The sequence below is a fragment of the Streptomyces radiopugnans genome, from assembly GCF_900110735.1.
Lineage (GTDB): Bacteria > Actinomycetota > Actinomycetes > Streptomycetales > Streptomycetaceae > Streptomyces > Streptomyces radiopugnans.
Genome location: NZ_FOET01000004.1, coordinates 1 through 26,239, shown reverse-complemented (window position 1 = coordinate 26,239; position 26,239 = coordinate 1). Strand labels below are relative to the sequence as shown.

Annotated in this window: 22 protein-coding genes and 2 pseudogenes; 11 read left to right on the top strand and 13 right to left on the bottom strand. The window is 72.6% G+C overall.

The annotated features are described in order from the left end of the window. Positions 1–441 precede the first annotated feature (441 nt). Both BMY40_RS10320 and BMY40_RS28535 read right to left on the bottom strand, forming a co-directional pair. Entirely contained in the window at positions 442–870 is a 429-nt protein-coding gene (locus BMY40_RS10320) for a YybH family protein (RefSeq protein ID WP_093657920.1), read from the bottom strand. A gap of 216 nt (positions 871–1,086) precedes the next feature. Further along, positions 1,087–1,298 (bottom strand): annotated as a pseudogene (locus BMY40_RS28535) (hypothetical protein); the annotation flags it as partial. Between the two features lie 130 nt (positions 1,299–1,428). Here BMY40_RS28535 and BMY40_RS10310 point away from each other — a divergent pair. Continuing rightward, entirely contained in the window at positions 1,429–2,280 is an 852-nt protein-coding gene (locus BMY40_RS10310) for a phytanoyl-CoA dioxygenase family protein (RefSeq protein ID WP_093657918.1), read from the top strand. A gap of 187 nt (positions 2,281–2,467) precedes the next feature. Here BMY40_RS10310 and BMY40_RS10305 read toward each other — a convergent pair whose 3' ends face one another. Next, a complete protein-coding gene (locus tag BMY40_RS10305; protein WP_093657916.1) occupies positions 2,468–4,129 on the bottom strand; it encodes a glycoside hydrolase family 13 protein in 1,662 nt (553 codons plus the stop codon). A 416-nt stretch (positions 4,130–4,545) separates the two neighbouring features. On the opposite strand from BMY40_RS10305, the gene BMY40_RS10300 reads away from it, so the two are divergent. After that, positions 4,546–5,130, top strand: coding sequence for a hypothetical protein (locus BMY40_RS10300; RefSeq protein ID WP_143071761.1), 585 nt, complete (start codon positions 4,546–4,548; stop codon positions 5,128–5,130). An 87-nt stretch (positions 5,131–5,217) separates the two neighbouring features. Here the strand turns inward: BMY40_RS10300 and BMY40_RS10295 are convergent, their stop codons facing one another. Together BMY40_RS10295 and BMY40_RS10290 are read right to left on the bottom strand one after the other, a co-directional pair. Beyond that, positions 5,218–6,777 (bottom strand): alpha/beta hydrolase fold domain-containing protein, encoded by a 1,560-nt coding sequence (locus tag BMY40_RS10295; protein WP_093657911.1) that lies wholly within the window; start codon positions 6,775–6,777, stop codon positions 5,218–5,220. A 282-nt stretch (positions 6,778–7,059) separates the two neighbouring features. Then, positions 7,060–7,269 carry a hypothetical protein gene (locus BMY40_RS10290; RefSeq protein ID WP_143071760.1) on the bottom strand — a complete coding sequence of 70 codons (210 nt, stop codon included), beginning with the start codon at positions 7,267–7,269 and terminating at the stop codon, positions 7,060–7,062. Positions 7,270–7,773: 504 nt separating this feature from the next. Between BMY40_RS10290 and BMY40_RS10285 the strand changes: the two genes are divergently transcribed. Together BMY40_RS10285 and BMY40_RS10280 are read left to right on the top strand one after the other, a co-directional pair. Next, complete coding sequence (locus BMY40_RS10285; protein WP_093657907.1) at positions 7,774–8,013, top strand: DUF3072 domain-containing protein; 240 nt, start codon at positions 7,774–7,776, stop codon at positions 8,011–8,013. A 510-nt stretch (positions 8,014–8,523) separates the two neighbouring features. Continuing rightward, positions 8,524–8,943: a CBS domain-containing protein gene (locus tag BMY40_RS10280; RefSeq protein ID WP_093657905.1), complete on the top strand. Its 420-nt coding sequence runs from the start codon at positions 8,524–8,526 to the stop codon at positions 8,941–8,943. A 241-nt stretch (positions 8,944–9,184) separates the two neighbouring features. On the opposite strand, the gene BMY40_RS10275 is transcribed toward BMY40_RS10280, so the two are convergent. Continuing rightward, positions 9,185–9,844: a hypothetical protein gene (locus BMY40_RS10275; RefSeq protein ID WP_143071759.1), complete on the bottom strand. Its 660-nt coding sequence runs from the start codon at positions 9,842–9,844 to the stop codon at positions 9,185–9,187. Between the two features lie 254 nt (positions 9,845–10,098). On the opposite strand from BMY40_RS10275, the gene rph reads away from it, so the two are divergent. Beyond that, complete coding sequence (gene rph, locus BMY40_RS10270) at positions 10,099–12,696, top strand: rifamycin-inactivating phosphotransferase (protein WP_093657901.1); 2,598 nt, start codon at positions 10,099–10,101, stop codon at positions 12,694–12,696. Between the two features lie 512 nt (positions 12,697–13,208). Here rph and BMY40_RS10265 read toward each other — a convergent pair. After that, complete coding sequence (locus BMY40_RS10265; RefSeq protein WP_093657899.1) at positions 13,209–13,949, bottom strand: SDR family oxidoreductase; 741 nt, start codon at positions 13,947–13,949, stop codon at positions 13,209–13,211. A 96-nt stretch (positions 13,950–14,045) separates the two neighbouring features. Further along, on the bottom strand, positions 14,046–14,336 hold the full coding sequence (locus BMY40_RS10260) for an Atu4866 domain-containing protein (protein ID WP_093658554.1): 291 nt from the start codon (positions 14,334–14,336) through the stop codon (positions 14,046–14,048). 520 nt (positions 14,337–14,856) lie between these two features. Here BMY40_RS10260 and BMY40_RS10255 point away from each other — a divergent pair. Next, on the top strand, positions 14,857–15,612 hold the full coding sequence (locus BMY40_RS10255; RefSeq protein WP_093657897.1) for an Atu4866 domain-containing protein: 756 nt from the start codon (positions 14,857–14,859) through the stop codon (positions 15,610–15,612). Positions 15,613–16,006: 394 nt separating this feature from the next. On the opposite strand, the gene BMY40_RS10250 is transcribed toward BMY40_RS10255, so the two are convergent. After that, the gene (locus tag BMY40_RS10250) at positions 16,007–16,717 is read right to left on the bottom strand and encodes an SDR family NAD(P)-dependent oxidoreductase (RefSeq protein WP_093657895.1); all 711 of its coding nucleotides are present in this window, start codon (positions 16,715–16,717) and stop codon (positions 16,007–16,009) included. A gap of 103 nt (positions 16,718–16,820) precedes the next feature. Between BMY40_RS10250 and BMY40_RS10245 the strand changes: the two genes are divergently transcribed. Continuing rightward, the gene (locus tag BMY40_RS10245) at positions 16,821–17,663 is read left to right on the top strand and encodes a helix-turn-helix domain-containing protein (RefSeq protein WP_245769989.1); all 843 of its coding nucleotides are present in this window, start codon (positions 16,821–16,823) and stop codon (positions 17,661–17,663) included. Between the two features lie 260 nt (positions 17,664–17,923). Here the strand turns inward: BMY40_RS10245 and BMY40_RS28270 are convergent. Both BMY40_RS28270 and BMY40_RS10235 read right to left on the bottom strand, forming a co-directional pair. Further along, positions 17,924–18,193 (bottom strand): annotated as a pseudogene (locus tag BMY40_RS28270) (Atu4866 domain-containing protein); the annotation flags it as partial. A 218-nt stretch (positions 18,194–18,411) separates the two neighbouring features. Next, positions 18,412–19,251 carry a helix-turn-helix transcriptional regulator gene (locus BMY40_RS10235; protein ID WP_093657891.1) on the bottom strand — a complete coding sequence of 280 codons (840 nt, stop codon included), beginning with the start codon at positions 19,249–19,251 and terminating at the stop codon, positions 18,412–18,414. A 758-nt stretch (positions 19,252–20,009) separates the two neighbouring features. On the opposite strand from BMY40_RS10235, the gene BMY40_RS10230 reads away from it, so the two are divergent. The 3 genes from BMY40_RS10230 (at position 20,010) to BMY40_RS10220 (ending at position 22,129) form a co-directional block, all read left to right on the top strand. After that, the gene (locus tag BMY40_RS10230) at positions 20,010–20,618 is read left to right on the top strand and encodes an SMI1/KNR4 family protein (protein WP_093657889.1); all 609 of its coding nucleotides are present in this window, start codon (positions 20,010–20,012) and stop codon (positions 20,616–20,618) included. A 342-nt stretch (positions 20,619–20,960) separates the two neighbouring features. Beyond that, entirely contained in the window at positions 20,961–21,518 is a 558-nt protein-coding gene (locus BMY40_RS10225) for a hypothetical protein (protein ID WP_143071757.1), read from the top strand. A 95-nt stretch (positions 21,519–21,613) separates the two neighbouring features. Continuing rightward, the gene (locus BMY40_RS10220) at positions 21,614–22,129 is read left to right on the top strand and encodes a hypothetical protein (RefSeq protein WP_093663283.1); all 516 of its coding nucleotides are present in this window, start codon (positions 21,614–21,616) and stop codon (positions 22,127–22,129) included. 47 nt (positions 22,130–22,176) lie between these two features. On the opposite strand, the gene BMY40_RS10215 is transcribed toward BMY40_RS10220, so the two are convergent. After that, positions 22,177–24,846, bottom strand: coding sequence for a DEAD/DEAH box helicase (locus BMY40_RS10215; protein ID WP_093657881.1), 2,670 nt, complete (start codon positions 24,844–24,846; stop codon positions 22,177–22,179). Positions 24,847–25,118: 272 nt separating this feature from the next. Here BMY40_RS10215 and BMY40_RS10210 point away from each other — a divergent pair, with 272 nt between their 5' ends. Next, complete coding sequence (locus BMY40_RS10210) at positions 25,119–25,616, top strand: hypothetical protein (protein WP_093657879.1); 498 nt, start codon at positions 25,119–25,121, stop codon at positions 25,614–25,616. A 366-nt stretch (positions 25,617–25,982) separates the two neighbouring features. Here BMY40_RS10210 and BMY40_RS28265 read toward each other — a convergent pair. Continuing rightward, a partial coding sequence (locus BMY40_RS28265; protein ID WP_218158264.1) for a hypothetical protein occupies positions 25,983–26,239 on the bottom strand: 257 nt, incomplete at its 5' end.

The window sequence follows — 26,239 nt, the reverse complement described above, 5'->3', positions numbered from 1 at the left end:
CACGTCGACACCGTCACGCTCGGCCGACACCCCTGGTCTGCCGGGGATCCCCTCGACCCGGAGCAGGCCGCCGGCCTCGGGCGGCACGGTGCCCGGCGCGCACCGCGCCGTAGACCGCGACCGGATACGAGACGGCGAGCACCTCGACCCCGGCCCCCGGATGGCCCACCGCGCGCAGCCCGGTGACGGCCGGGACCACGAGCGGCGCCCGGCAACGCGCGCGTCGGCGGGATGTCGGCCATCACCGCAGGGGCGGCCGGCACGGCCCTCGCGGTACTGCATGCGGCCACCGCCGGCGGCCGCAGCCGGTTTCCGCCGGACGGCGACCGGTGGAGCACGCACGGCCTGCCCGCCCCCCAAGCCGGTGAACGCCGTTCGGCGGAGCCCGCGCTGTCGTGGGTGGCGACCGTCATGACGCTGTCGCCGGCGGACCGTCCGCCCCTACGGCTCGGCGACAGCAGCGGTGCCTTCACCGGAGACGTCCGGGAACGAGTGGTGCTCGTGCGCCACGACCCAGCGGCCCTGTTCCCTGCGCAGCCCGAGGGTGAGCCGCAGGCGGTTCTCCGGTCGCGCGGCCAGTTCCCGCGGGGTGCCGCAGCGCACCAGGGCGTAACCGAAGGCGACGTCTCCTCCGACGGTGACGTCGAGGGATTCGATCTCGAAGGAGGCGCCCTGTGCCTGCCAGGCGAAGAAGGGCGGCCACGTCTCGCGGTAGGCGTCGATGCCGCGGACGCCCTCGTAGGGCGGTGGCACGTCGAACATCACGATGTCCTCCGCGTGATCGGCCAGGACACCGTCCAGGTCACCCTGGTGCACCGCCACGGCCCACCGTTCGATCAGCGTGCGGATCTGCTTCTCGTCGTCGGACACGGCTCAACTCCTCGTGGTCTCGGCGCACTGCTGCGCGATGTGCTCTTGGAGGTGTGTCTGGTCGTAAAAGACTGCCGTCGGTGCCGAAACTCATCGCGAGCAGCCGGGACCGAGCCCCGTGGGCCCGCCGGTCCGGCACCGCGACCGCCCACCGGCCTCTGCGACGGACCGCGTCTGTTCCCGGGGCAGGCGCCCGGCGGAGCCGGGATGCCGCGCTCACCCCTTCAGGGAGGGAGCGCGAGCCCTTGGCTCGGGCCACCGGGCGTTCCAGCGAACCGGGCCGTGCTCGTCGGCTGTCGCATCAGGCTCCGACGGGAAGACATCCCGGTCGGCGTGGGGCCGTAGGCGATGGTGAACGTGTCGAGCCAGTACGACCAGTCCCGCATGCCGGCGGCGCTGGTGAACCGCTAGTTCAACCGCCATCGCACTCACGGCCGGGTCCAGCCGCCCCGCCGACGGGAACTCCCGTGCGGCACCGGGGATCTTCCACGCCCCTATTGCAACGTTGTAACAGTCGATGCAGCATAAGACGCACCACCAACGGCGAGGAGGCGCACCATGGGGGCGCACGTGTTCCCCGGAATCAGCACGAGCGAGCTGGACGTCGACGTCGCGGCCGACGTGTCCGCCCTGTACGAGGACGGCATCACCGCCCGCAAGGGGGCCTTCCCCGTATCGTGGGTGGACCGGCTGCACGAGGACGTCGAAGCCGCTTTCGAGGAGGCTCTGGCCCGCCCCGGCGGCGCGGTCGGGCGCGGGCCGAACCGCTACTACGTCGAGATCCACCCCGAACAGATCGACGGCTTCGTCGAACTCGTCGACCACCCCTGGGTGCGGTCCGTGTGCACCGCGGTCCTCGGGCCCGACTACCGCATCGTGGAACTGGGTTTCGACGTCCCGCTGGCGGGCGCCGTGCACCAGCCCTGGCACCGGGACTTCCCCATACCCGAGGAGACCCGGCGCGAGCGCCGCCTCACCTCGCTCGCCTTCAACGTGACCACCGTCGACACCGCACCGGACATGGGGCCTTTCGAGATCGCGCCGGGCACCCAGTGGGACGACGGCCCCGACTTCGAGCACGGCATGTTCCCGCCCAGGTCGCGCTACGGCCGCTACCAGGAGCGCGCGGTGCGCAAGTATCCGCAGCGCGGCGACATTTCCGCCCGGACCGCTCTGACGATCCACCGGGGCACGGCCAACGAGTCCGCCAGGGCCCGTCCCGTCCTCGTCCTCGGTGTGGACGGACCCGAGGCGGCCAACGGTGAGCGGCACGACATGGCGATCACCCGCGGATACCGTGACACGCTGCCCGACCGGGTGCGCCGGCACCTCGACTGCCCCGTGGTGGAGGAGCTGACCCCGGTGACACAGAAGCACACCATCGAAGGCCTGGTCATGGGGGACGCCTGAGCCGCGCCTCGCTCCCGAACCCCGGGTACGGGCCGTGCGGTTGGGCCCACTGTGACCGATCCTGACGTCCAACCGCCGGAACGGCCGATCGGCGGCCCCTCCCGGTGGACAGGCAGACGGGGCCGGCCGCCCCCGCGCGGCGGGCCGTCCGCGAAGGAGCCGATTCCGGCGGGCAGTTCGCCCGGGGTCACAGGGCCAGCCACACCGTCGTGTCGCCGGGCAGGCGGCCCCCCTCCAACTCCTCGCTGGCCAGGAGCACCTCGCTGTGGGCGGGCAGCGTCACCGGATCGCCGGAGAGGTTCGCCACGCACCGGAAGCCGGGGGTGCGGACGAACGACAGCACCGGGTCGTCCGGAGCGCTGTCCCAGGTGAGCGTGCCGTCCCCGAGCGCCGGGTGGCTGCGGCGCAGGGCCAGCGCCGACCGGTACAGGTTCAGCATCGACGACGGATCGCGGTCCTGGGCCTCGGCCGTCAGCGGCTTCCACGCGTCGGGCTGCGGGAGCCAGGGCGGCGTCCCGGCGCCGTCGGAGCTGAATCCGAACGGCGGGCCGTCCCCGCTCCAGGGCAGCGGGACGCGGCAGCCGTCACGCCCCCGGTCGGTGTGCCCGGAGCGCTGCCAGGTGGGGTCCTGGAGCAGTTCCTCGGGAAGGTCCTCGACCTCCCACAGGCCCAGTTCCTCTCCCTGGTACAGGTACGCGCCGCCGGGCAGGGCGAGGGTGAGCAGGGCGGCGGCCCTGGCCCGGCGGGTGCCGAGCCGCAGGTCCGCGGGCCCCCGCAGGTCCGCCAGGGAGCGCACCGGCCCGTCCGGCTGCGGCCTGGCGTAGCGGGACACGTGCCGGGCGACGTCGTGGTTGGACAGCACCCAGGTGGCCGGTGCGCCGACCGCGCCGAGCGCGGTGAGAGACTCGTCGACGACGCGGCGCAGGTGGTCGGCGCGCCAGGGCGCCATCAGGTAGTCGAAGTTGAACGCGGTGTGCAGTTCGTCGGGGCGGACGTAGCGGGCCAGCCGCTCGGGGAAGCCCGCCCACGCCTCCGCGACGAACGCGCGGGGATCGTCGTACGCGTCGGCGACGGTCCGCCAGCCCTGGAAGATCTCGTGCACCTCCTCGCGGTCCCAGTGCGGATGGTCCGAGTCGCCCGCTCCTTCGAGGAGCTTGCCGTCGAGGGAGCCGATGTCGGGCAGACCGGGCGCCTTCACCAGGCCGTGCGCCACGTCGATGCGCACCCCGTCGACGCTGCGGTCGAACCAGAAGCGCAGGATCGACTCGAACTCGGCCCGCACCTCGGCGTCGTCCCAGTTCAGGTCCGGCTGCTCGGGGGCGAACAGGTGCAGGTACCACGGGCCCGGCGAGCCGTCGGGCTCGGTGATCCGCGTCCAGGCGGGGCCGCCGAAGACGCTTTTCCAGTCGTTGGGCGGCAGTTCGCCTCCGGGGCCGCGTCCCGGCCGGAAGATGTAACGCTTCCTGGCGGGGGAACCGGGCCCACCGGACAGCGCCTCACGGAACCACGGGTGCGCGGACGAGGTGTGGTTCGGCACGATGTCGACGAGGACGCGCAGCCCGTGCCCGTGCGCCTCCTCCACCAGTGCCCGCGCGTCCTCCAGCGTGCCGAAGACCGGGTCGATGTCCCGGTAGTCCGCGACGTCGTAGCCGCCGTCGGCCATGGGGGACGGGTACCAGGGGGTCAGCCACAGCGCGTCGACGCCGAGTCCGGCGAGGTACGGAAGGCGCTGCCGCACCCCGGCGATGTCGCCGATGCCGTCGCCGTCACCGTCGGCGAAGCTGCGGATGTACACCTCGTAGATGACGGCGTCGCGCCACCAGTCGGCGGTGGTCCGGGCGAATGCCACGTCTCTCCTCAGGGCGTGATCGGGATGTCGGACGAGGGGTCGGTTGCCTGACGGCGCCCGCGACGGATCCCGCCCGCACCGGAGGACCGGCACCGAGATCACCGCGCAGGCGGTGCCGGGCCCGCAAGAGGCCCGTCAGCGGAAGGCGTTCCACAACTGTCTGCCCGCCCCACCGCCGAAGATGTCCGCGGAGGGCACCGGCGGGGTGGGGGAGGGGCTGGAACCGGCCGATGCTCTCATCCGGCTCAGGACCACGCGGGAGTCCCGCGGCGGCTACGAGCGGGAGAAGTCCCGCCACCGGAGCGACACCGACGGCGACGGGGTGGCGTGCCGCAGGGCGGTTCGGGTGGTGGTCCGGGTGCGCAGCCGGCAAGCCCCGCCGACTGCGGGCCGTCTACGGCCGGTATGGCGGCGTGATGCACACGCTCGCCGCCCTCGACCTGGTCACCGGCAGGATTCACCACCGGATCCGGCAGCGCAGACGGTGGCGAGAACTCCTCGGTCCGCCCAGGACCCCGCGCTGCCGCCGGCCTGGGGAGAAGCCGTACGTCGCCCTGGACGACTTCTCCCCGCACAAGCATGCCGAGGTCCGCAGCCGGACCGCTGACAACGACGTCGAGCTCGTCTTCCTGCCGACCTACGGATCCTGGCCGAACCGGATCGAACCGGAGTTCACGGCCCTGCGCCACTTCGCCCCCAACGGCACCGACCACCGCACCCACGGGGATCGGAACGCCGCCACCGCCGCCTGCATCCGCCGGCGCAACGCCCACGCCGAGCCCAGGACCGGCTTCGCCCCGACTCACCCGTCCGCGCCTGGGGCCGGTACCCGGCGAAGGTGGCCTGAGGAGGCTTTCACCGGCCCAGCGGAGGCCGAGGGCCACGCCTCGGCGGCCTCGACGACCTCCGCCGGCCCACCCTCGAAGGTCGCCGTATCGACACGGCCGTGCCCGTACGCCTGCCACAGCCCAACGAGCCGACCTCCAGTTCACCGCGGCTGATCAGCCTGTCAGCCGGCGTGGAGCCGTCCAGCTGCGGTCTCCCCGCCTATCGAGGCGTTGGCGAAGGACCGGCCGGCGGGGCGTGTGTCATCTGCCGTCGGAGAACGCGCGGGCGAAGTGGTCGGCAGCCTGCCGCTGGGCCTGTTCGGCCTTGTCCAGGACGGCCGAGGCGCCGAAGAACTCGTGCATGACCCCGTCGTAGCGGGCGAGGGTCGTGGCCACTCCGGCGTCCTGCAGGCGCCGTGCGAACTCCTCGCCCTGGCTGCGCAGGACATCGCGCTCGGCGGTGATCACCAGGGTCGGGGGCATGACCGCCAGCCGGTCGGCCGGCAGCCCGAGCAGATCGACTCTCGGGTCCTTCGCGGCATCGGGCCTGCCGTCGAAGGCATGCGCCGCCATCCAGCTCAGCAGCGCGCGGTTGAGGGGCCTGCCGTCCGCGGCGTCCTCCATCGACTCCCCGTACTGCTCGGCGGTCGTCAGGGGGTAGACGCAGACCTGCGCCGCGGGGACCGGCTCCCCGGCGGCGGCGAGCTGCAGGATCGTCGCGGGCGCCATGTTCCCGCCGACGGACTCCCCGCCGATGCCGATGCGGTCCGGGTCGCCGCCGATGCGGGAGGCGTTGGCGACGGTCCAGCGGTAGGCGGCCAGGACGTCGTCGTGGGCGGCGGGGAAGACCGCCTCCGGCGCGCGCCGGTAGCCGGGTGACACCACGATCGCGCCGGTCTTGTTCGCCAGCCCGCGGCAGGAGGCGTCGTAGGTGTCGATGTCGAACAGCACCCAGCCGCCACCGTGGATCCACATGATGACGGGCAGCGGACCGGAGGCGGGGGCGGCGGGGGTGTAGACGCGCAGGGTCTGCTCGCCGCCGGCCGCGTCGGGGATCGTCAGGTCCTCCACGGACCCCACCGGCTCGGGCCCGTCGATCCCCCGCTCCTCCATCACCTTCCGCACGGCGGCGTCGGGGCCGGGCTGCTTGCGGGCCTGGTCCGGGGCGAGGGTCTCGAAGGGGAGGGGCTCCAGGGCCGAGTGGGCGTCGACGATGGCCTGTGCCTGGGGGTCGAGCAGCCCGGACGCGTCGGTGGCCAGCCGCTTCTTCTTGCCCGTGGCCGAGGCCCTGCCCTCGTCGACGGGCTTGGCGAGCTTGCCGGCGGCCTTCTCGGCGGCGCCGCCGCCGTCGGGCGCGTGCGGGTGCGGGGCGGGCGGTGCCTGCCGCTTGGCGGCGATGAACTGCCGGCCCAGATCGGCCATCCGCTCCGGGCCCACCTTGGCGCGGAAGGACGGGAGTTCCTCGCCCTCCTCGTCGGAGACGTGGTGGCGCACCAGGGCGATGAGTTCGGTCAGGGCCCGCTCGAACTCGGCCTCGCCCGGTTCGCCGCCGTCGAGGGTCACCAGCAGTTCCTTCATGCCGTGGTGCTCGTCGCGGGCGTCGTGGTTGGCGTCCTCCATGCCCAGTTCGGGCCAAAGCGGGTAGAGCACGACTTCCTCGGCGAAGGCGTGCAGCGAGAGCTCGAAGCCGATCTGGTCGACGAGGGTGCGGCGGTCGCCGCGGCCGGCCTCCAGGTGCTGGAACTGCCTCTCCACGATCGCGTGGTCGTCGGCGATCAGATGGTCGATGTCGCCGGGCTGGGTGGGGTAGGACAGGGCCACGTCGTCAACTCCTGAAGGGGGCGGGCGTCCGGTCGCCGGAGTGCGGTGCCCAAGAGGTACCTCCTCGATCGGGAAACATGCTTCCTTCCCACCGTTGGCCCACCGCTGTGGGAGTGTTTCCCGGGCGCCCGGGAGTGCGGCCCCTCCGGTCCCCGCCCCCTCACCGGCGGTTCCCTCGGGCCCTGCTTCCCCTCCGCCTGCCGAGGCCGGGCGATGCCGGGCGAGGCCGGAGCCGGGCTCCGGGGATGGTTTCGCGGGAGGGTGTGGCTCCTCCCGGCGGGGTCAGCAGATGCTGGAGTCGGGGCTGAGGATGTTGACCGGGAGCACCATGATGGACACGTCCGCCTGGCAGCGGGTGGCGGCCTTGTCCTCCGCGGCCTGCGCGGTCTGTGCCGCTTCGGCGGTCCGAGGGGTTGCGGGGTCGGTGGGCTGGGCCGCGGCCAGGCCGGGCAGGCCGAGCACCGCGATCGTGGTCAGAGCGACTGCTGTCACCGGGCGCAGGGCACGCTGGAGCATTGGGGTCCTCCAAGGGGAGAGTCGGGCAGCCCGGGGTGGGCCACGGGGCTGATCGGGACTCGTTCAGCTCACCACTGCGAGGCCGGGCGGGCCACCGCAGTGCGGCAGACGGACCAATCGCCCTGCGGGTACGGCGGGTGTGGGTGAGAGCGGGGGCAGGCGATCTCGTCCTTTCGCCGCCGGCGGGAAGGCGGCGAGTGAGAGGAAACCCCGTGTACGCGAAGGTCCGCCGGTCACACCCCACCCCGGAGCGGCGGCGGTGCTTCTCGGCCCGGGCTCCGCGACGGCCGCGTACGCGGGGGGGACCCTTGTACACGCGACACCCTCGCAACACGATGGGCGGCAGAAAGGTCACGCCGCCGATTCGGGTGTGCTCCCCGAGCGGTTCGGCGGACCAGGCGGGTGATTCTCCCGTCCGGACGCGGGCGAATGCGCGGCGGGGAGTGCGCATCGGCGGTGACAGGGGGTACCCGCCCCGGCATGACGGAACAGAATCCGGACAAGGACGTTGAGGACTGGGCCACCGGAGAGGAGCCCGCGACCGGGCCGCAGCTGAGTTACCTGCGGACTCTTGCCCGGGAGGCGGGGGAGGAGGTCCCTGAGAACCTCACGAAGGCCCAGGCGTCGCAGATGATCGACCGCCTGCAGGGAAGGTCGCCCAGAACGGCCGGGCGGAAGGACGGGGACGGCGAGGGACCGGAAGAGGGGCGCGCCCCCTGAGCACTGAGCGTCCTCCCGGCCCGTGTGCTTGCCGGCCGCGCACAGAGGGCCGAGCGGCACCGCCGCCGGGGACGCGGCCGCCGCGCCCGCGTTGAGGCATGCGGCATCGATCCCGCCGCAGCGCTCCACGGCGGACTCCATCAGCGCGCGGTGGGCGCCGAGGCCGGAGACGCCACGGGCACGGCAGGGCCGCCGGCCGGTTCGGCCATCTCCCCGCCGCCCCCGTACGCCGAGGCCCTGTACGCCGAGGTCGGTGACGCCCCGTCCGGGCACCCGCCGCGCCGGTGCCGGCGTCGTTGTCCGGTCCGCCGGGCGTGACGGACCCCGGGGCCGGTCACAGTGCTGCGGTGCCGGGGGTTCGCGCCCGCTGCCGCGTGGGTGGATGTGGTCGCTCGGATGGTTCTGGGGAGGGTGTACGGGGGCATGCCGGGGAGCCGGCTCGGGTACTCCCGGCACGGCCCGGCGGCACGCGCCGCCGGGCCGTGCCGCACACCGCTTCCGGAGGAACCGATGGCCCAGCAGGTCAGCGAGATCATGACGGCCGATCCGACCACTGTCACGCCCCGGACCCCGATCGTCGAGGTCGCCCGTTTGATGCGGGAGGAGGACATCGGGGAGGTGCTGGTCGCCGAGGAGGACCATCTGCGAGGTCTGGTCACCGACCGTGATCTGGTGGTGCGTGCCATGGCCGATGCCCGTGACATCAACGCCACCGCGGCGCAGGAGGTGTGCAGCAGCGATCTGGTCACCTGCACGCCGGACGACGAGGTGGGGGAGGCCGTGCGTCTGATGCGCGAGCACGCACTGCGCCGGTTGCCGGTGGTGCACCAGGACGTGCTGGTGGGGGTGGTCAGCATCGGTGACATCGCCGTCGGGCAGGACCGGGACTCCGCGCTCGCCGACATCAGCGCCGCCGAACCGAACCGCTGACCCCCTGCCGCGCCGGCCGGACGCCGACGCCTCCGCATCCGGTGGCACGGGAACGCACGTCCGGCGGCCGGTCGCCGGCACCCACCGCCCGCTGCCGCGGCCGGGAGCAGGGCCTCACCTGACGCCCGCTCCGGTCCTCCCGGACCCTGGAGTTCATCGCATCCCCTGAGCCGGGGTGTTGTGACGGCCACCGGAACGGAACTGATCAGGGTGGGGCCGGTCTCATGTGCGCGGCAGACGGTCATGCCGGGGCGATGAGGGTGCCGGGAAGCTCACCGGCCTCCACGGCGTCCCGGTCGATGGCCACGCCCGTGTAGGCGCCCGCGGCGGTGAACACCAGCTCGGGCAGGCGCTCGCCATGCTCCTCGAAGTACGCGACGACTTCGGCCTCATCGGCCTCGGGCATCGACGGGAACACCGCGCCCGCGGCGCCGAGGGCGGCGTCGAGGGCCGAGCCCTGCCCGGTGTCGGTGCCGAAGCAGGCCCGGTACGCGCGGGCACCGGGCGTGTGGACGATCTGGGCCGGGGGGCTGAAACGGTTGGCGGTCAGGCAGAGGATCTCCTCGCCCTCGCGGGGAAGCATCGACTCGGCCTTGCCCTGGTAGCCGGTCGCCCAGGTCGCCATGCCCCAGTCCTCCAGCACGTACGTCCACTCACCGCACGTGCCGTACATGGCGCGGTTGAGGTGGGGGGAGGGCCGGTCCGGCTGCCCGGCCGGTGCGCGTAACTCCCTGTATGGGGTGCGCGCGGCCAGCTCGTCGGGGTCGGCGCCCAGGTTGATGAGGAACTCGTCCGTCTCCACGCCTCGGGCCAGGGTCAGCGAGATGCCGCCGAGCATGCCGGGCACGGCCGACGAAGGGGTGTGGTGGGGTGCGCCCATCCACGCGATGCCGCCACTCATGCCGGTCAGGCTATCGGCCGGTACCGGCGACGGGCCCGGGCGGCACAGCCTGAGACGCAGCCTCCCCGGGAAGCACGAAAGGCGAGGAGAGCACTCTCCTCGCCACACTCAACTTATAGCGCACCGGGGGGCTTGCCACAAGGCCCCCGCCGGGACGGAGAATCGGCGGCCGATGCCCGACAACCTGCGGAAATGAGGGGCGCGACGTGTGCGTGCGGGGGAGCGGCGGTGCGGTGGTCCCGGAAGGCGGCGCGATGAGCGAGCAGTACGTGGTGGACCTCGGAGAGGTCGCCGGGACCCGGGTCGCGGCCGTCGGCGGCAAGGCGGCGCACCTGGGTGAGTTGTCACGGATCGAGGGGATCCGGGTGCCGGCCGGCTTCTGCGTGACGACGGACGCCTTCCGGCGGGTCGTGGCGCGCATGCCGTCGATCGACGAGCAGCTCGACGAGCTGGCGCGGGCCGACCCGGACGACCGGGAGACGATCCGCACGCTCGGCGCGCGGCTCCGCCGTGCCGTCGAGGGAGCCGCCGTTCCGGGCGACGTCGCGGAGGCCATCACCCGCGCCCTCGCCCGGTTCGGCGAGCGGGCCGCCTACGCCGTCCGCTCCAGCGCGACGGCGGAGGACCTGCCGACGGCCTCCTTCGCCGGCCAGCAGGACACCTACCTGAACGTCGTGGGGCCGGCGGCGGTCCTGGAGCACGTGAGCCGGTGCTGGGCCTCGCTGTTCACCGAACGGGCCGTCACCTACCGGCTCAGGAAAGGCATCGACCACCGCACCGCCCGCATGGCCGTGGTCGTGCAGCGGATGGTCTTCCCGGATGCGTCCGGCATCCTGTTCACGGCCGACCCCGTCACGGGGCACCGGAAGACCGCCACCGTGGACGCCGGGTTCGGCCTCGGCGAGGCCCTGGTCTCCGGACTGGTGAACCCGGACGTCTTCAAGGTGCGGGACGGCGAGATCGTCGACAAGACGATCGTCGCCAAACAGCGCGCCGTCCACGCCCTGCCGACCGGCGGCACGCGGGACGTCGCCGTCGACGCCCGGCGGCAGGAGCAGCCGGCGCTGACGGATGCCCGGGCAGTACGGCTCGTACAGCTCGGGCGGCGGATCGAAGCGCACTTCGGCCGCCCCCAGGACATCGAATGGTGCCTGGACGGCGACGACTTCCACATCGTGCAGAGCCGGCCCATCACCACGCTGTTCCCCGTCCCCGAGGCCGACGACCGGGAGAACCACGTCTACGTCTCCGTCGGGCACCAGCAGATGATGACCGACGCCATGAGGCCCCTCGGCCTCTCACTGTGGCGGATGACGGCCATGGCCCCCATGCGGGAGGCCGGCGGGCGGCTGTTCGTGGACGTCACCCCGCACCTGGCCGCACCCGCGAGCCGCGCCGCCCTCCTGGACATGATGGGGCGGGAAGACCCGCTGATCACGGACGCGCTGCAGACGCTCCTCGGCCGCGGCGACTTCGTCCCGTCGCTTCCCGACACGAAACCCGGCGGGCCACCGGCCGGCGGCGCCCCCGCCCCGGTCGACACCGATCCGGCCCTCGTCACCGAACTGGTCGGGCGTAACCAGGCGTCCGTCGCCGCGCTGGAGCGCGACATCCGCACGAAGACCGGACCGGAGCTGTTCGACTTCCTGCTGGAGGCCTTCGAGGACCACAAACGCGTCCTCGGTGATCCGCTGAGCATGCAGGTGATCATGGCGGGCATGGAGGCCACCTGGTGGCTCAACGACCGCTTGCGGGACTGGCTGGGGGAGAAGAACGCGGCCGACACGCTCACGCTGTCCGCCCCCGGCAACGTCACCTCGGAGATGGGACTGGCGCTGATGGACGTCGCGGACGCCGTCCGCCCGCATCCGGAGGTGGTGGCGTTCCTGCAGGGCGTCGAGGACGACGACTTCCTCGATGACCTGGCGAAACTCCCGGGCGGACCCGGAGCGCGCGACGCCGTCGAGGCCTACCTCGAACGCTACGGGATGCGCTGTGTCGGTGAGATCGACATCACCAGGCCGCGCTGGCGGGAACAGCCCGCCGCCCTCGTGCCCGCGATCCTCGACAACGTCCGCAACTTCCCGCCGGGCGCCGCCGCACGGCGTTTCGAGGAAGGCCGGCAGAAGGCGCTGCGGAAGGAACAGGACGTACTGTCCCGCCTGCGGGCCCTGCCGGACGGGGAGCGGAAGGCCGGCGAGACCAAGCGGATGATCGACCGGATGCGCACCTTCATCGGGTACCGGGAGTACCCGAAGTACGGCATCGTCAGCCGCTACCTCGTCTACAAGCGGGCCCTGCTCGCCGAGGCCGAACGGCTCGTGCGGGCCGGCGTGCTCGCCGGGAAGGAGGACGCCTTCCACCTCACCTTCGAGGAACTGCACGAGGCCGCGCGCTCGCACCGGGTGGACGCCGGGCTGATCCGGCAGCGCAAGGACGCGTTCCGTGCATACCAGGCGCTGACCCCGCCCCGGGTGCTCACCTCGGACGGTGAAGCCGTCAACGGGGCGTACCGGCGCGACGGCGCACCGGCCGGTGCCCTGCCGGGCCTGCCGGTCTCCGCCGGGACCGTCGAAGGGCGGGCCCGCGTGGTCCTGGACATGGCGCAGGCCGTTCTCGAAGAGGACGACATCCTGGTCACGGTCTGTACGGACCCGAGCTGGTCGCCGCTGTTCGTCGGGATCGCGGGCCTGGTGACGGAGGTGGGCGGCCTGATGACCCATGGCGCGGTCATCGCCCGGGAATACGGCCTGCCGGCGGTCGTGGGCGTGGAACGGGCCACCCGCCTGATCCAGGACGGCCGGCGGATCCGCGTCCACGGCACCGACGGCTACATCGAGCTGCTCTCCTGACCGGCGGCGCTCCGGGAGGCCGTCTCCCCGGCCGGCCCCTCGATGATCCCGGCCAGGCCCGCGCCCCCGCCACCAGGAACGCGTCACCGCCTGCCCGGCCCGCTGACCGCGAGACGTACAGCCGCCTCCACGGTGGGGTAGGACACGTCCCGCCCGCCGAACACGAAGCCCTCCACCTCCGGAACACCCAAGAAACCCAGGCCGCAGGCGCAGCCCCGAGCCTTCAACGAACCCGGAGCGGTTCAGCCGGGCTGGTCCGCCGCTCAGATCCGCGAGAGTCGGGCAGGAAGGAGCTGGACGCCCCCACCCATGGGAAGCCGCCCGTCTCGTGAGTCGCGCGAAGTGAGACCGTTCGGTGGTGTGGCCCAGCACCCCCGAGGAGGGCCGTTCTCTCCTGATTGCGCGTCGTGGGCCAAGGCGGCAGCGGGTTGGACCCGGCGGCCGCGCCCCCCGGTGCGGACGACGACGCCCCGCCCCCGCCGTGAGCGGTGGGGACGGGGCGGGTGATCGGCTCAGGCGTGGCCGGCGGTGGGGCGGACGATGATCTCGCTGACGTCGACCTCGGCGGGCTGGTCGATGGCGAACGCGATGGCCGCGCCGACGGACGAGGCCGGGATGGCGACGCTGCGGTAGGTACGCATCTCCTCGCGGCCCACCGGGTCCGAGATGGACTCCGCCAGTTCGGACTCGGTGACGCCCGGGCAGACGGTGGTGACCCGGATGTCGCCGCCGACCTCCTGCCGCAGGCCCTCCGAGACGGCCCATACGGCGTACTTGGTGGCGCAGTAGACGGCCGCGGTCGGGGAGACCTGGTGGGCTCCGATGGAGGCGACGTTGACGAACTGGCCGTGGCGCTGGGCCTGCATGACCGGCAGTGCGGCCGCGATGCCGTGCAGGACGCCGCGGACGTTCACATCGATCATGCGGTTCCACTCGTCGAGCCGGAGCGCCTCCAGCTTGGACAACGGCATCACACCGGCGTTGTTGACCAGGACGTCGACGCGGCCGTGCCCGCTGTGGGCGGCGTCGACGAAGACCCGTACCTGTTCGGCGTCGGTCACGTCCAGAGGGTGGTACTCGGCGCTGCCGCCGGCCGCCCGGATGTTCTCGGTGAGTTCTTCGAGCCGTTCGGTACGGCGGGCTCCGAGAACGACATGGTGGCCTCGCTCGGCGAGCAGTTTGGCGGTCGCCGCGCCGATGCCGCTGCTGGCGCCGGTGATGAGGACGACCTTCTGGCTGGTGGAGGGGGTCATGGACGAAGAACTCCTTCGGAGTGGAGCGGCCGACGCGGTGGGCGGGCGCTCACGAGTCGGGGGTGGCGGCTCAGGCCGCCCGCAACCGGATCCCGGTCATGGCCGGGCTCCCCGCCGGGCGCGCGGGTCGCCCTCGCGGTAGAGCACGAGGTGCTCGTGGAAGAGAACGCCGTCGCGGACGTCGCCGGTGGCGGTGAAGCCGGTGTCGTCGACGTAGTCGAGGTGGCTGCCGGTGACGGTGTAGCGGCCGGTGTAGGCGCTCCGGCGGTCGCCCCGGGCCTCGTCGTAGCGGCCGTCCGGCAGCAGTTCCTGGCGGATGAAGCCGTCCGCGGTCACCCACATCCCGACGTACTCGTGTTCATCGCGTGTCGTGTCGTTGCTGGTCATGGCTCCACCCTCGGCCCCGCGGCGGGAAGCGACCAGGCCGCCGTCCTCCTGGGTGAGGGCTTCCTGGGTGCCGCGCACCCACCGTCGCGAGCGGCAGGGCCGTACGGCAGCGGCGCGGCGGACGCACACGGCCGGCAGCGACGCGGTGGGGGCGTCCGCCTCGGCCGGAGCCCTCGCGGCACACCGCTCCGCGGATCGGACGCGGAGCTCTCGTCGTCGGCACCCGGCAGCGGTGCCGCCCCGTGCGGGCCCGGCCGCTCCCCGCGGCACGGCTGCCGTGATCACCGCCCGGTTCGCTGAACAGGCCCTTCGCAAGCGCTCCTTACGCACCACCGCAGCGGGCGGCACCCATTGTGGGTGCGGCGGACCTGGGGGCAGGGCGGCCTGGTTCCGATGACCGAACCCTTCGAAGCTGATGGAGCGGAAGCCGCCCGGCGTCATCCACCGCCCGCCCGGCTCCCGGCAGCGCACTTCGCGCATCGCACACACCGATCACCCCGAACCCACCGAGGAACGAGCAATGAGCGCTACCGACACGGACATCGCGGGCTGGAACTCCAAGGCCCTCGACGAGATCCTCTCGAACGACGCGGGACGTCCCGTCCTGTTCACCAACGCCCGCATCCTGACGATGGACCCGCTGATCGGGACCATGACCGGTGCCGACATCCTGTTCGTCGGCTCCCTGATCGTCGCGGTCGGCCCGTCCCTGTTCACCGCGGCGGAGGACGACAACGCCATCGTCGTCGACGCCACGGGCACGACCGTCGTCCCCGCCGTCGTGGACACCGTCGCGCTGGCCGGCGGCCGCGGCGAACGCTCGGAGTACGTCGCGACGCTGACCCCGGGCAACACCAGCGACCTGCTGGTGCTGCCCGACGAGCTCGCCGCCGACGTACCGAGCGCCCTGGCCACGCTCATCTCCCGGCCCGAGCAGGTCCGCGCGCTGATCGCGGCCGGCCGGCCCGTGCTGTGGGCCGGCGCCGACGCCCCCGGCCGGGCCACCGCCCCCGAAACGGGCATCCCTGCCTCACCGGACCTGACCGGCAACCCGCGGGTCGGCGTCTGGATCGACCAGGACGACTTCCTGCACCAGGAACTCACCGCCGACGGCCGCTACGACGAGACGCGGGGCGGCCGCCCGCACGCCTACCAGGGCCGGTACTGGATCGACGGCGACCGGATCGACTACCTCGACGACCTCGGTTTCTGGGCCGTGGGGTACTTCCGCGGTGACGAACTGCACCACGTCGGCTACATCATGCACCTGGGCTGATCCCTCGCGCGGCGCCGTGATCACTTTTCCTCCGGGAAGGCCGTTGTCGGCCGACCCGGGGGAAGCCTCGGCACCACCGCCGGCCCCCTCGTGCCTGCTGGACGCCCACCGACGCGGACTCGCCGAGACCGGGCCGCGACACCACGTCGCCCGCGCCGCGATCGGCCTCGCCCGCACACGCGTCTCACCTCTTCGCGGCACTGCGCCCCGCTGGACGAGATCCAGCGGGGCGCAGTCAACCGACAGCGTCCTGCCTGCCGGAGGGCGGGCGGCTGTCCGGATCCGCGGGGCAGGCGGCCTGGGCGGCGGCTTCGGCCGCACGCTGTCCACGATCATTCTCTCGTGGTGGTGCGATACGGCCGCGGCGCGCGGTCGCCGGGGGACAGCCAAGGGGCTACCAGGGCACGGGGCCGGTGGCGCCGACGAAGGCGGGGCTCGGCGTACCGGGCCCGGCGGTGGCGGCGGCGACGATCGCCGAGGCGCCTTCCGCGACGCTCTGGGTGCCCTGGTGGCCGTTGAGGTCGGTCGCGGTGAATCCGGGGTCGACCGAGACCACGCTGATCTGCGGGAAGGACTGCGCGTAGACGGCGGTGAGCATGTTCAGCGCGGCCTTGGAGGAGTTGTAGGCCAGCAGCGGCGCCCATGCGGGGAGCAGTTCGGTGTGGGCGGCCGGGTCGGCGTTGATCGCCAGGGAGCCCAGCGCGCTGGAGATGTTGACGATCGAGGGCCGGGCCGCCTGCTGGAGCAGGGGCAGGAAGGCGCGGGTGGTGCGCACCGCGCCGAAGACGTTGGTGTCGAAGACCTGCAGCAGGTCAGTGGCGGTCAGCTCGCCGGCCGGGGCGGCCGGGCCGGCGATGCCGGCGTTGTTGACCAGGACGTCCACCCGGCCCGCCTCGGCGCGCACCCGGTCGGCTGCCGCGGCGACGGACGCCTCGTCGGTGACGTCGATCAGCAGCGGACGGGCTCCCAGGGCCTTGGCCGCCGACTCGCCGCGGTGGGCGTCGCGGGCACCGGCGTAGACGGTGTGACCGGCTGCGACGAGGCGGCGGGCCGTTTCGAATCCGAGGCCCTTGTTGGCCCCTGTGATCACGGTGACTGTTGTCATGCCATTCACTCTGCGCGCCGCGACGAGGGACAGGGAGAGCCCTCCTCCGCGGGGGGCCGGCCAGTACCAGGCTGTTCCTCGGCAAGCGGCGGACAATGGATGGGTGAACGACGATCCCGCGGCCCTCGGCCAGGCCCTGCGCCACTGGCGCGACCGCACGAGCCCTGACGACCTGGGCCTGCCCCGCGGCGGGGTGCGCCGGGCGCCCGGGCTGCGCCGCGAAGAGCTCGCCCGGCTCGCCGGCCTCTCCGTGGACTACGTCGTCCGCCTGGAGCGGGGCCGGGCCACCTCGCCCTCCCCGCAGGTCCTGGCCTCCCTCGCCCGCGCCCTGCGCCTGACCGAGACCGAACGCGACCACCTCTACCTGCTGGCCGGTCAGGCTCCGCCCACCAGTGGCCAGGTCTCCCCGCACGTTCCGCCGAGCGTCCAGCGCCTGCTCGACCAGCTCAACGGCAGCCCACTCAGCGTCCACGACGCCACGTGGAACCTCATTTCGTGGAACCCCCTGTGGGCCGCCCTGATGGGGGATCCGTCCCCCTGGCGCGGCAGGGACCGCAACATCGCCTGGCGGCACTTCACCGGCCGGCCCACCCGCGTCACCCACGACCCCGACCAGCAGGACCGCTTCGAGACCGCCCTCGTCTCCGACCTGCGCTCCTCCGCCGCCCGATACCCCCGGGACACCCGGCTCACCGCGCTGATCAACGACCTGCGCGGTGTCAGCGACCGCTTCGACGACCTCTGGAACTCCCACACGGTCGGCTTCCACACCACCGACAGAAAGACCGTCCACCATCCCGGCCTCGGGCCGGTCGCCGTCGACTGCGACACCCTCACCGTCCCCGGCAACGACCTGCGCATCGCCGTCTGCTCCGCACCGGCAGGCACCGCCGCAGCCGACCGGTTCGCCCTGCTGAACACCATCGGGACTCAGGTTCTCGGCTGACGCGGCCTGCGGTCCCAGGGTGGTGTACCGCTGATTGCGCCCGAGCGGCGGACTCGCCGGACCACCGGGCGGCGGTCGCTTGTCCGAGACGACCAGGCGGCCTCACTCCGGGCCGTGCCAGGACGGAGGCCGGAACAAGCACCGGGAAACCGCTCGGCGGCCGGCGGCCAGGGCCGCGGTGCCGGTGAGCATCGCCGATCCGCCCGTGTTTCCCGCCACCACGAACGCGCGCCCGCCTCCGCCCTCGGAGACGTCATCCGTCACTGCCGTTGTCCCCTGTTCCGCCGGTGCGCGTTGCCGCCCTCGCGGTAGAGGATGTGGCCCCCGTGACGCAGCACGTCTCCGTCGAACGTCCCGTCCGCACTGAACCCGGTTTCGTCGACGTACTCGATCCGGGTACCGGAGACCTGGTGGGGACCCGTGTAGGCGTTCTCCCGGTCGCCGCGCGCCTCGTCGTAGCGGCCGTTCGCGAGCAGTTCCTGACGGATGTGCCCGTCGGCCGTCGCCCACATCCCGACGTACGGGTGCGGCGAGGCGTTGGCGACCTCGGCCGGGAGCGTTGGTGTGGGCGGTGGTGCCGCGGCCGGCGGGGGCTGCTGCGGACTGCGCTGTGCGGCCTCGCCGGAACCGGGGAGGCTCCCGCTGTCCGGTGCCGCGGTGCACGCGGTGAGACCTCCCACGATGAGGAGGGTGACGCGTGTGACGCCGGCCATGGTCGCGGAGCGGGCCCTCACGCGGCCCGCCTCGGTCAGTCGTCCTGGTGTCCTGGGTGGGTGGTCACCGCCAGCGAGCCGAGCAGGCGGAGCGCGTCCGTGGTCCCGGTGCCCTCCTGGGCGTGGTAGACGATCAGCTGCTGCCCCGGGGCGGAGCGCACGTCGAAGGTCTGCATGCGCAGGGTGAGTTCACCGACGTCGGGGTGCAGCAGCACCTTCGCGGCGTCACTCTTGCCCCGCGCGTCCCGCCTCCGCCAGAGGTCGGCGAACTCGCGGCTGCGCTCTGAGACGGTCTGCAGTACCTCCTGGACCCGCGGGTCGTTCGGCCGGGCACCCTCCAGGAAGCGAAATCCCGCGACCGCGTTGGCCGCGGCCCTCTCCCAGTCCGCGTGGAACGCGCGGACCGACGGGTCGAGGAACATCGTGAGCAGCACGTTCGCGCCGGGTTGCAGGTGAGGGAAGGCGGCCCGCCCCAGCGTGTTCGCGGCCAGGACGTCGTAGGCCCGCCCCAGCAGCAGGGCCGGCGTGCGGTCCCACAGCTCGACCAGGGCCAGCAACTGGGCGTCCGCCCGCTCGATGCCGCCTTCGTTGTGCGGGAGCGGGGTCAGGCCCGCGATCCGGTACAGGTGCAGCCGGCCGTCGTCGTCCAGCAGCAGCGCGTCGCTCAGGGCGTCCAGGACCTGCGGCGACGGGCGCCGCTCACGTCCCTGCTCCAGTCGCACGTAGTAGTCGACGCTGATGCGGGCCAGCATCGCGACCTCTTCGCGCCGCAGGCCGGGAACCCGTCGCCGCCCGTCCTCGGGCAGCCCGACGTCGGACGGCGTCACCTGCGCACGCCGGCCCCGCAGGTAGTCGCCCAGTTTCGAGGTGTTCATGTTGCTCAGGCTAGGCTCCCGAGCGGCTGGGAGCCTGGTCCCAGTACCCCCAGGACAGGTCGCGGTCCCCTGCGGTGCCCCAGTCCGTCGAGGGTGGAGGCTATGCCCGGCATCGCCCGCCTGCACAACCTCGCCCTCGCCGGATGAGGCGCAAGCCGGCAGGTCGGTCTCACGGCCGTGTCCGAATCCTCGGGACGGCCACCGCTGGGCGAGGCTCCGACCTGCGGAGCCTCACAAGTGGCCGCCACGGGCGGCCCCGCCTGCGGCGACCGTGCCGCTCCTGCAGCCCACCCCGCGCCCCGGCCCCGGGCCGGGCTCCTGCCGGGCCGGCCGCGCCGCGTCACCCGCCCGCCCTTCGACCTCTATGGCCTTCGAATCGAAGACGCCAGCCCGCGTCAAGGCCTGTGAACGCAAGGCCGAGCAGGGAAGCAGTCTTCAGAACGGCCGCGCCCCCTCGTAGTCAGAGAGTTCCTGGCGTACTGCGTGCCGATAGGGCGGCTGCCGTACGGCCCGCCGGGGCGGGAGGCCCACCCGCTGGCGGGGCCGTTCTCCTGCGGCCAAGTCGGCGGCCCGGGTGGCGTGTTCGCACGGCTCCCGCAGACCTATCGGGCGCCGGGCGCTGCACCGCCTGCGTGTCCGGTGTGTTCGGTGTGTTCGACGAGTGTCGCTTGGTGTCCGGGTCGGGCATGATCGGGCCCGGTCCCGCCGAACCGCCCCGGACCGCGACCGCTGCACCTACCACCCCCTTTCGAGGTGCCATGACCGACTACCTCCACTCCGTGATTGCCATGGTCGGCCCGCCGGAGAACCGCTGGGCCGACCCGGCCGCCTGGCAGCGCCTGGAGACCGAACTCGGGCTGAGGCTCCCGGCCGACTACAAGACGATCGTGGACGCCTACGCGCCCATCCTGCTCAACCGGCACCTGGACCTGCACCATCCGGCCTCCCCGGTGTGGAACCTCGGGCAGTGGATCGAAGAGACCGTCCGCGCCTTCTCCGAGGTCGACTGGGACGGCCTGGACCTCGACGCCGACGAGGACCCGCGGCAGCTGTTCGGCCTGCCGGAGCTCACCTTCGGCACCCCGAACGGACTGTGGCCCCTGGCGTCCACCGACCGGGGAGAGACCCTCTTCCTCGCCCCCGGGGCGAGCGGGCAAGGCGAGCGGTTCGTGATCGCCGATGGCGACGGCTGGTGGGCCGAGTACCGGATGCCCTTCGCCGAGTGGCTCCACCGGTACCTGGTCGGTGAGGACATGACCGGTGTGAACAGTTCCGTCTTCTACCCGGGCCCGGTCGAGCTTGCGTACCTGCCCATGACACCGGGGGAGAGGATCCGCGTCGCCCACGGCCCGGACCGCGGCATGTGAGCCACCGAGTCGATCAAGACGTCCTTCAGGCCCCCGGCTCTTCCGTCACCGGGGCGCGTTCGGTGGGCAGCCGGTGTCGTCGTTGGTGTTGTCTGCTGGTCCATACCCCGGGCCGGATCGGGTGCTCCCGCCCGGTCTCGTTGCGGACGGCTCGACCCGTTTCCCGACCGGTGCCGCATGCCGTGGCGAAGGCGGCCGGCGGCTGCCCGGCGGGCACCCCCCGCCGCGCCGCTGCGGGCCGTCTTCGCCACGGCCCACCGTCCCCGCGCCGGCCGCCGCCCGTCCGGTGGGTGAGGATGGGCCGGGCCGCTGTCCTGGGCGGCGCCGAGGGGAGGGGCCGGTGTGCGGTACGGCAAGTGTGGAGCGCTGAGGGCACTGGCAGTGGCCGCGGTCGTCGTCCTGGCCTCCGGCGGGTGCAATCCGCGCCAGTACGACTCGGTGCCCGCGGTGACGGGCGTAGCGGAGAGGGACGTCATCGGCGTGTGGCGGGGGGTGAACCGGACGGAGGTGTCGTTCCAGCCGGACGGGAAGGCCGCTGTGACCCGTCTGGACGGGCGGGAGTTCGACTTCGACGAGGGCTGGCGTCTGGCGGGGACGGGAACGTGGGAGCTGGCCGGTCCGGATGACCCTGTCGGCTGGGGCGAGGGGCAGCACGTCGTGCTGGACATCCCTGCCCGCAGCGACTGGGAAGCACGTGAGGAGGCGGACTTTCCCGTCTCCCCGGACAGCCGGGAGCCCGCACCACAGTCCTACACCTGGGTCTTCGAACTGGAGCGGACCGACCGGGGGCTCCGCCTGTACTTCTTCTTCGGGGATCCCGACAGCCGCAGCCGGTACTACCTGGAAAGGGCACGGCCTGCGGCGGAGAGCAGCCCCGCACCGGCACCGGGCCGCCGGTGACCGGTCTCGGCCTTCCTCGCGCGTCTGGGCACGCGTAGGTGTCCTGCCTTCCGCTGGGATGGGTGCGGTGGGGGCGGTCGGTGATACTGCCTGATGTGGCGTTGACGCAGCAGCTGGTGCGGGTGTCCGAGGCGTATCTGGCGCGGTGCCGGCGGGCCGCCGAGACCGGTCCGGACGGTGATCCGGGCTGGGACCCGCCCGAGGGCGACATGGTGGATCTCGGCTGGGGGACCTGGCACCTGGTCCGGTTCTGCCAGGAGACAGGCGTCGAGGAGGAGCACATCGCTGTTCTGCGCCGGAGCATCGACGGGGACCTGGGCGGTGACATCGCGTTCCTGGACCACCCCGGCGTCTACGACGGGTTCACCCCTCCTCCCGCGCTCCTGGCCCCGGCGGCGGTGGCCGAGACCGCCCATGCCCTGACCCGGATGAATCTCGGTGTGCTCTTGGACCGCCTGCCCGCAGACCATACCGAAGCGGCCCGGGCCTGTGGGTTGGAAGGCTTCACCGGGCACCCGCGCGCCTATCTGGCCGAGCACTTCAGGATGCTGCGGAGCTTCTACGCCACCGCAAGCCGCCGAGGCCTCGCGGTTGTGGCCTGGATCGACTGATCCGGCCTTCGTGGTTTCTGCCGCCCAGCGCGTCCTCCGGTGCCTGGTTACAGCACCCCGAGTTCTTCCAGTGCCTTGGCGCGTTCGGCGTCCAGCCGGTCCCGCCGCTGACGCTGGTTGTTGATCCATACTCCGAGTCGGATGGGGTGTTGGTGTCCGGCCTGGTCGTGGAAGGTCTCGATCCATTTGCGGGGTACTCTCACGTGTCCTTCGCGTGCCTGGTATTGGCGGAGTGCGGCGAGGGCGCGGTCCCAGGCAGAAGCACCGGCGGGTACCACCACCGTTCCCGCCGCTTGGTCTCCGGTGCTGGCCTGGCCGCCCGGCGCTGCCGCGGTGGGCTGGATGCCCAGGGCGGCCAGGCGTTCGCGCTGCCCGTCGGCCAACTGCTCCCACTGGGTGCGTTGCCTAGCGAGCCAGAGTCCGATGTCCTCTCCGCCGACGGTGACGCCGGGGCGGATCTCGGCGAGGGTGGCGCCGCTGTGGAGGCAGGCCCACAGCTTGGCGTAGTGGCGTTGCCAGTCGACGGTCCAGCCGTTTTCCGCGGGGTTCCAGTCCGGGTCGATCTCCGCCAGCCGGGCGGCCCGCTCGGCCGCCCGCTCCGGGTCCTTACCCAACCCGCCGGGGCGGCGGCAGTTGGTCAGCCACTGCCCGATGGGCCGGCCCTGCGCGACGGCGGTCCGGGGTGCGCACAGGGTGCCGTGGACGGCGTAGTAGGCCCGTGCGGCGGCGAGGTTCTCCTCGAAGGCGGCGTCCGGCACCGACCACACCATCCCGGCTTCCTCCAGCAACTCCACCCGCCATTTCGCCAGCGTTCCGGCCCGGTAGGCGCGGCGTTGTTCGCTGGTCCATGCCCCGAGGGGGAAGGTGCCGACGCGGGCGTCCAGCGGCACCGCTACCGGCCTGGCCGCACGCCCCGCACCACCGCCCTGCTCCCGCTCCTGCTCCTGGCCCTCGTGCTCGCCGCCGTGCTCGAAGTCCTCGTCCCTGTCCCCGTTCTGTTGCTGGCGCCAGGTGCGTAGGGCGTTGAGTCCTGCGAGCCAGACCTGGGATTCGGGCCGGATGACGCGGGTGCGCACGAACTGCGCGACCAGCTGCGGGTCGCGGGGAGTGGAGAACCGCAGCAGTGGCACCTCCTCCAGTGCTCCCTCATCCCCACCCTCGCCACCACCACCGCCGCCTGCGGGGTCCAGACCGGCCACCGACGCGGGCCGGCCACGGCTGGGCGCGGACGCGACCGCCAGCTGCTCCACGACCGCCTCCGAGTGACTGCGCAGCCCCTGCAGAACAGCCACCAACGGCTTGTACGAGGCGGAAGCCAGCATGTCGTCCGGCGCCTCACCCGGCTCCAAGAACACCGGCACCACCAACCGTGCCACCTTGCCCTGGCCGGGCTTCTGGCGTAGCGCCCGGCCGACGGCCTGGACGATGTCGACGGCCGAGCCGCGCACGTCGGCGAAGAGGACGCCGTCGACACCACGGCGGCCGGTGATGTCGACGCCTTCACCCAGGACGCGCACGTTGGCCAGCACGGCCAGTTCGGTCTCCCACCCCTGCTCATCAACCCCGTCGGCGAACCGGCCCAGCACCGCCCGGCGGTGGGCGGGCTCATGCTCCCCGCACAGCCAGTCGGCCCATACCCGCCGCGGATAGGTCGCCGGATCCTCCTCGTGCAGCCGGGCCGCGGTCTGTGGCAGAGCTCGCGCGAAAGACATCGCTTCCACCGTGCGGTGGTGGAAGCTGATCAGCGACCGCACCCCCGTCTCAGCGGCGTGCTTGACCAGCGCGGCCTGCAAGGCGGCCAGCCGCCGGCCGCGCCGCTCCTCCTCGCTCCCACCCACACTGAGGTCGGGTGGGCGGATCTCGAGGACATCGATCTCGAACCGGGCCAGGATGCCCCGGTCGATGGCCTCGGTGAGGGAGAACGTGAAGACGTGCGGCCCGTAGAGGCGTTCGTCGTCCATGCTTGCGACCAGCTTCCCGGGGACAGCCGGGGCGGCCTCCGAGCGGTCCTCTGCGGCTTCCTGGGCCCCGTTCTCGCCCTCTGTGGCCTCTGCCTCGCCCGTCCGTCCGGCAGGTTCCCAGATCCGCGGCGTGGCGGTCAGGTACAGCCGTCGCGCTGCCGGGATCCGGCGGTTGTCGTGGATCGCCGCCCAGGGCTTCGCCAGATCCCCACTGGTGCGGTGGGCTTCGTCGACCACCGCAAGCCCGAATGGCTCCAGTTGTTGTCCGTACGCGCCCTGGAGGGCGGCCTCCAGCGGCCCGGGCACCCCCACCATCGCCTCGTCCGGGTCGGCCGGGCCGGGCTCCTGGCGGGGCGCGAGGGAGGCGTAGGTGGCGAACACCGTCACCGGTCCCGACCCCGCCCACAAGGCGAGCCGGATCGCGTTGGTGGTGCACCGCACCCCCAACGCCTCCAGCGCCTCGTCTCCTTCCAGGGAGCACACCGCGACCGCCGGGCCGGTGTGGCCGGCCATCCGCCACGCCTCCACGGTCTGGCTCAGCAGATCCAAAGTGGGCACCATGACCAGCACCCGCCCCCGCGGCTCCAGCCTCCGTGCGGCCTCGGCGGCGATCAGCGTCTTGCCCGCGCCGGTGGCGGCCACCGCCGTGGCCCGCAGCCCCTCCGCCGGCACATCGCGTCCTGCACGATATTCCAGCGCCCGGACAATCGCATCCACCGCTTCCACCTGATGTGGCCGAAGCCTGATACTCCCCATGTTCCATCTCCCGGTTCTTTTTCTCTCAATGCCTTTTCGCAGCGCATGTATGGCCATGCTTTTCCGCGCCGCTCTCGGCGCGGAAAATGGGTGTCTGCGCTGTTTGCACGACTGCTTTTCCGCGGTGCTGCCTGTATCGGTTCCGGTCCTCTTTCCGGGATGTGTTCCGGGGACCGGACCGCCGCTGTGGTGGGGTGGCTGCTGCCGAGCTGGCACCGGCGCCCGGGGCAGCTCGGCAGCTAGGGTGGGCCGGTGTCTGGACGGAGCGGGTTGTGATCACTGGATTCGATCAGGTCGTTGTGGTGCCCGGGCCTGCGCCCGTGGTGATCGAACGCTTCCTCGGGCGCTGGCGGGTGCGCTGGCCCGGCCTCCGGGTCGCCGTTGACACCGACGAAGCAGAAGCGGATTTCTCGCCGTGGCTCCCCGGCCGGCACCGGCTCCCAGCCGGGCAAGCGGAGGTGCTGCTGTCCCGAGACGAAGACATGGAGTCGCTCTGGGACACGGAGGGGTACTCCTTGGACAGAAGAGGAGAGGGCCCTGTGGCCTTCTTCTACCAACCCGCGCGGTGGCACTCCCTGAAACTGAAGACCCTGGAGGACCCCTACCCGCATGCGGGACTCAAGCATCAGCCCTACCCCGTCACGCTGGCCGGAGCGGGATTCTCCTTGGTGACCATCGTGACACCAGATGAGGAGAGCGACTTCTCACGATCCGTTTCCGACGCTTTCCTGGAGTGCTGCGCAGCAACGAAAGACAGGGAAAACCCCTGAACCAATGCGAAACCTAGAAAACCCCTCGCTCCAACACCCGCGCCTCGTCCGTGTCGCCCGACCCGCTCCGGCGCCATACCCGTGGATCTGCGCCGCACCGCTGCGCGTGCGCGGATTTTCGGGCCCTCCCACTCGTCGTACACGGGCTGGTTCCTCGCTTCTCGGGGGTGGTGTGTTTTCCCAGACTCTACACACTGATGCATCACCACGCGTCAGGAACCCGCCAACCCGCCTCACTCCCTCGCCCCGTGACCACCCGTCACCCTCCCCACTGCCCCACACCCCCTCCCTCCTGTAGCCAGCCCGGCCCGCGCAGCGGGCCCAACCCCCACCCCCCACTCACCCGCTGACGGCCACGCACCCCAGTCACCCACGCGGGTGGTTGCCGGGGGTGGAGCGCAGCGGAACCCCCTCGGCCCGCACCGCGATCCGCTCCCGGCCGCCGGGAAGCGCAGCGGCGGCGGCCGGGAGCGAGCGCAGCGAGGGCCCCCGGCGCGCAGCGCCGGCCTTCGGCTCCCGCAGCGAAGCGGAGGGAGCCACCCGTGCGCAGCACGGGCACGGCGAGCGCAGCGCGCCGCGGTTCGCTGCTCCGCGCGCCAGCGCGGAGGTACCCGCTCCGCGGG

Excerpts from the sequence above, each read along its gene's own strand:
- BMY40_RS10275 (WP_143071759.1), bottom strand. The coding sequence starts at position 9,844 with ATGAGTGGCGGCATCGCGTGGATGGGCGCACCCCACCACACCCCTTCG.
- BMY40_RS10230 (WP_093657889.1), top strand. The coding sequence starts at position 20,010 with ATGACCGACTACCTCCACTCCGTGATTGCCATGGTCGGCCCGCCGGAG.
- BMY40_RS10285 (WP_093657907.1), top strand. The coding sequence starts at position 7,774 with ATGACGGAACAGAATCCGGACAAGGACGTTGAGGACTGGGCCACCGGA.
- BMY40_RS10280 (WP_093657905.1), top strand. The coding sequence starts at position 8,524 with ATGGCCCAGCAGGTCAGCGAGATCATGACGGCCGATCCGACCACTGTC.
- BMY40_RS10255 (WP_093657897.1), top strand. The coding sequence starts at position 14,857 with ATGAGCGCTACCGACACGGACATCGCGGGCTGGAACTCCAAGGCCCTC.
- BMY40_RS10265 (WP_093657899.1), bottom strand. The coding sequence starts at position 13,949 with ATGACCCCCTCCACCAGCCAGAAGGTCGTCCTCATCACCGGCGCCAGC.
- BMY40_RS10250 (WP_093657895.1), bottom strand. The coding sequence starts at position 16,717 with ATGACAACAGTCACCGTGATCACAGGGGCCAACAAGGGCCTCGGATTC.
- BMY40_RS10215 (WP_093657881.1), bottom strand. The coding sequence starts at position 24,846 with ATGGGGAGTATCAGGCTTCGGCCACATCAGGTGGAAGCGGTGGATGCG.
- BMY40_RS10310 (WP_093657918.1), top strand. The coding sequence starts at position 1,429 with ATGGGGGCGCACGTGTTCCCCGGAATCAGCACGAGCGAGCTGGACGTC.
- rph (WP_093657901.1), top strand. The coding sequence starts at position 10,099 with ATGAGCGAGCAGTACGTGGTGGACCTCGGAGAGGTCGCCGGGACCCGG.
- BMY40_RS10300 (WP_143071761.1), top strand. The coding sequence starts at position 4,546 with ATGCACACGCTCGCCGCCCTCGACCTGGTCACCGGCAGGATTCACCAC.
- BMY40_RS10260 (WP_093658554.1), bottom strand. The coding sequence starts at position 14,336 with ATGACCAGCAACGACACGACACGCGATGAACACGAGTACGTCGGGATG.
- BMY40_RS10235 (WP_093657891.1), bottom strand. The coding sequence starts at position 19,251 with ATGAACACCTCGAAACTGGGCGACTACCTGCGGGGCCGGCGTGCGCAG.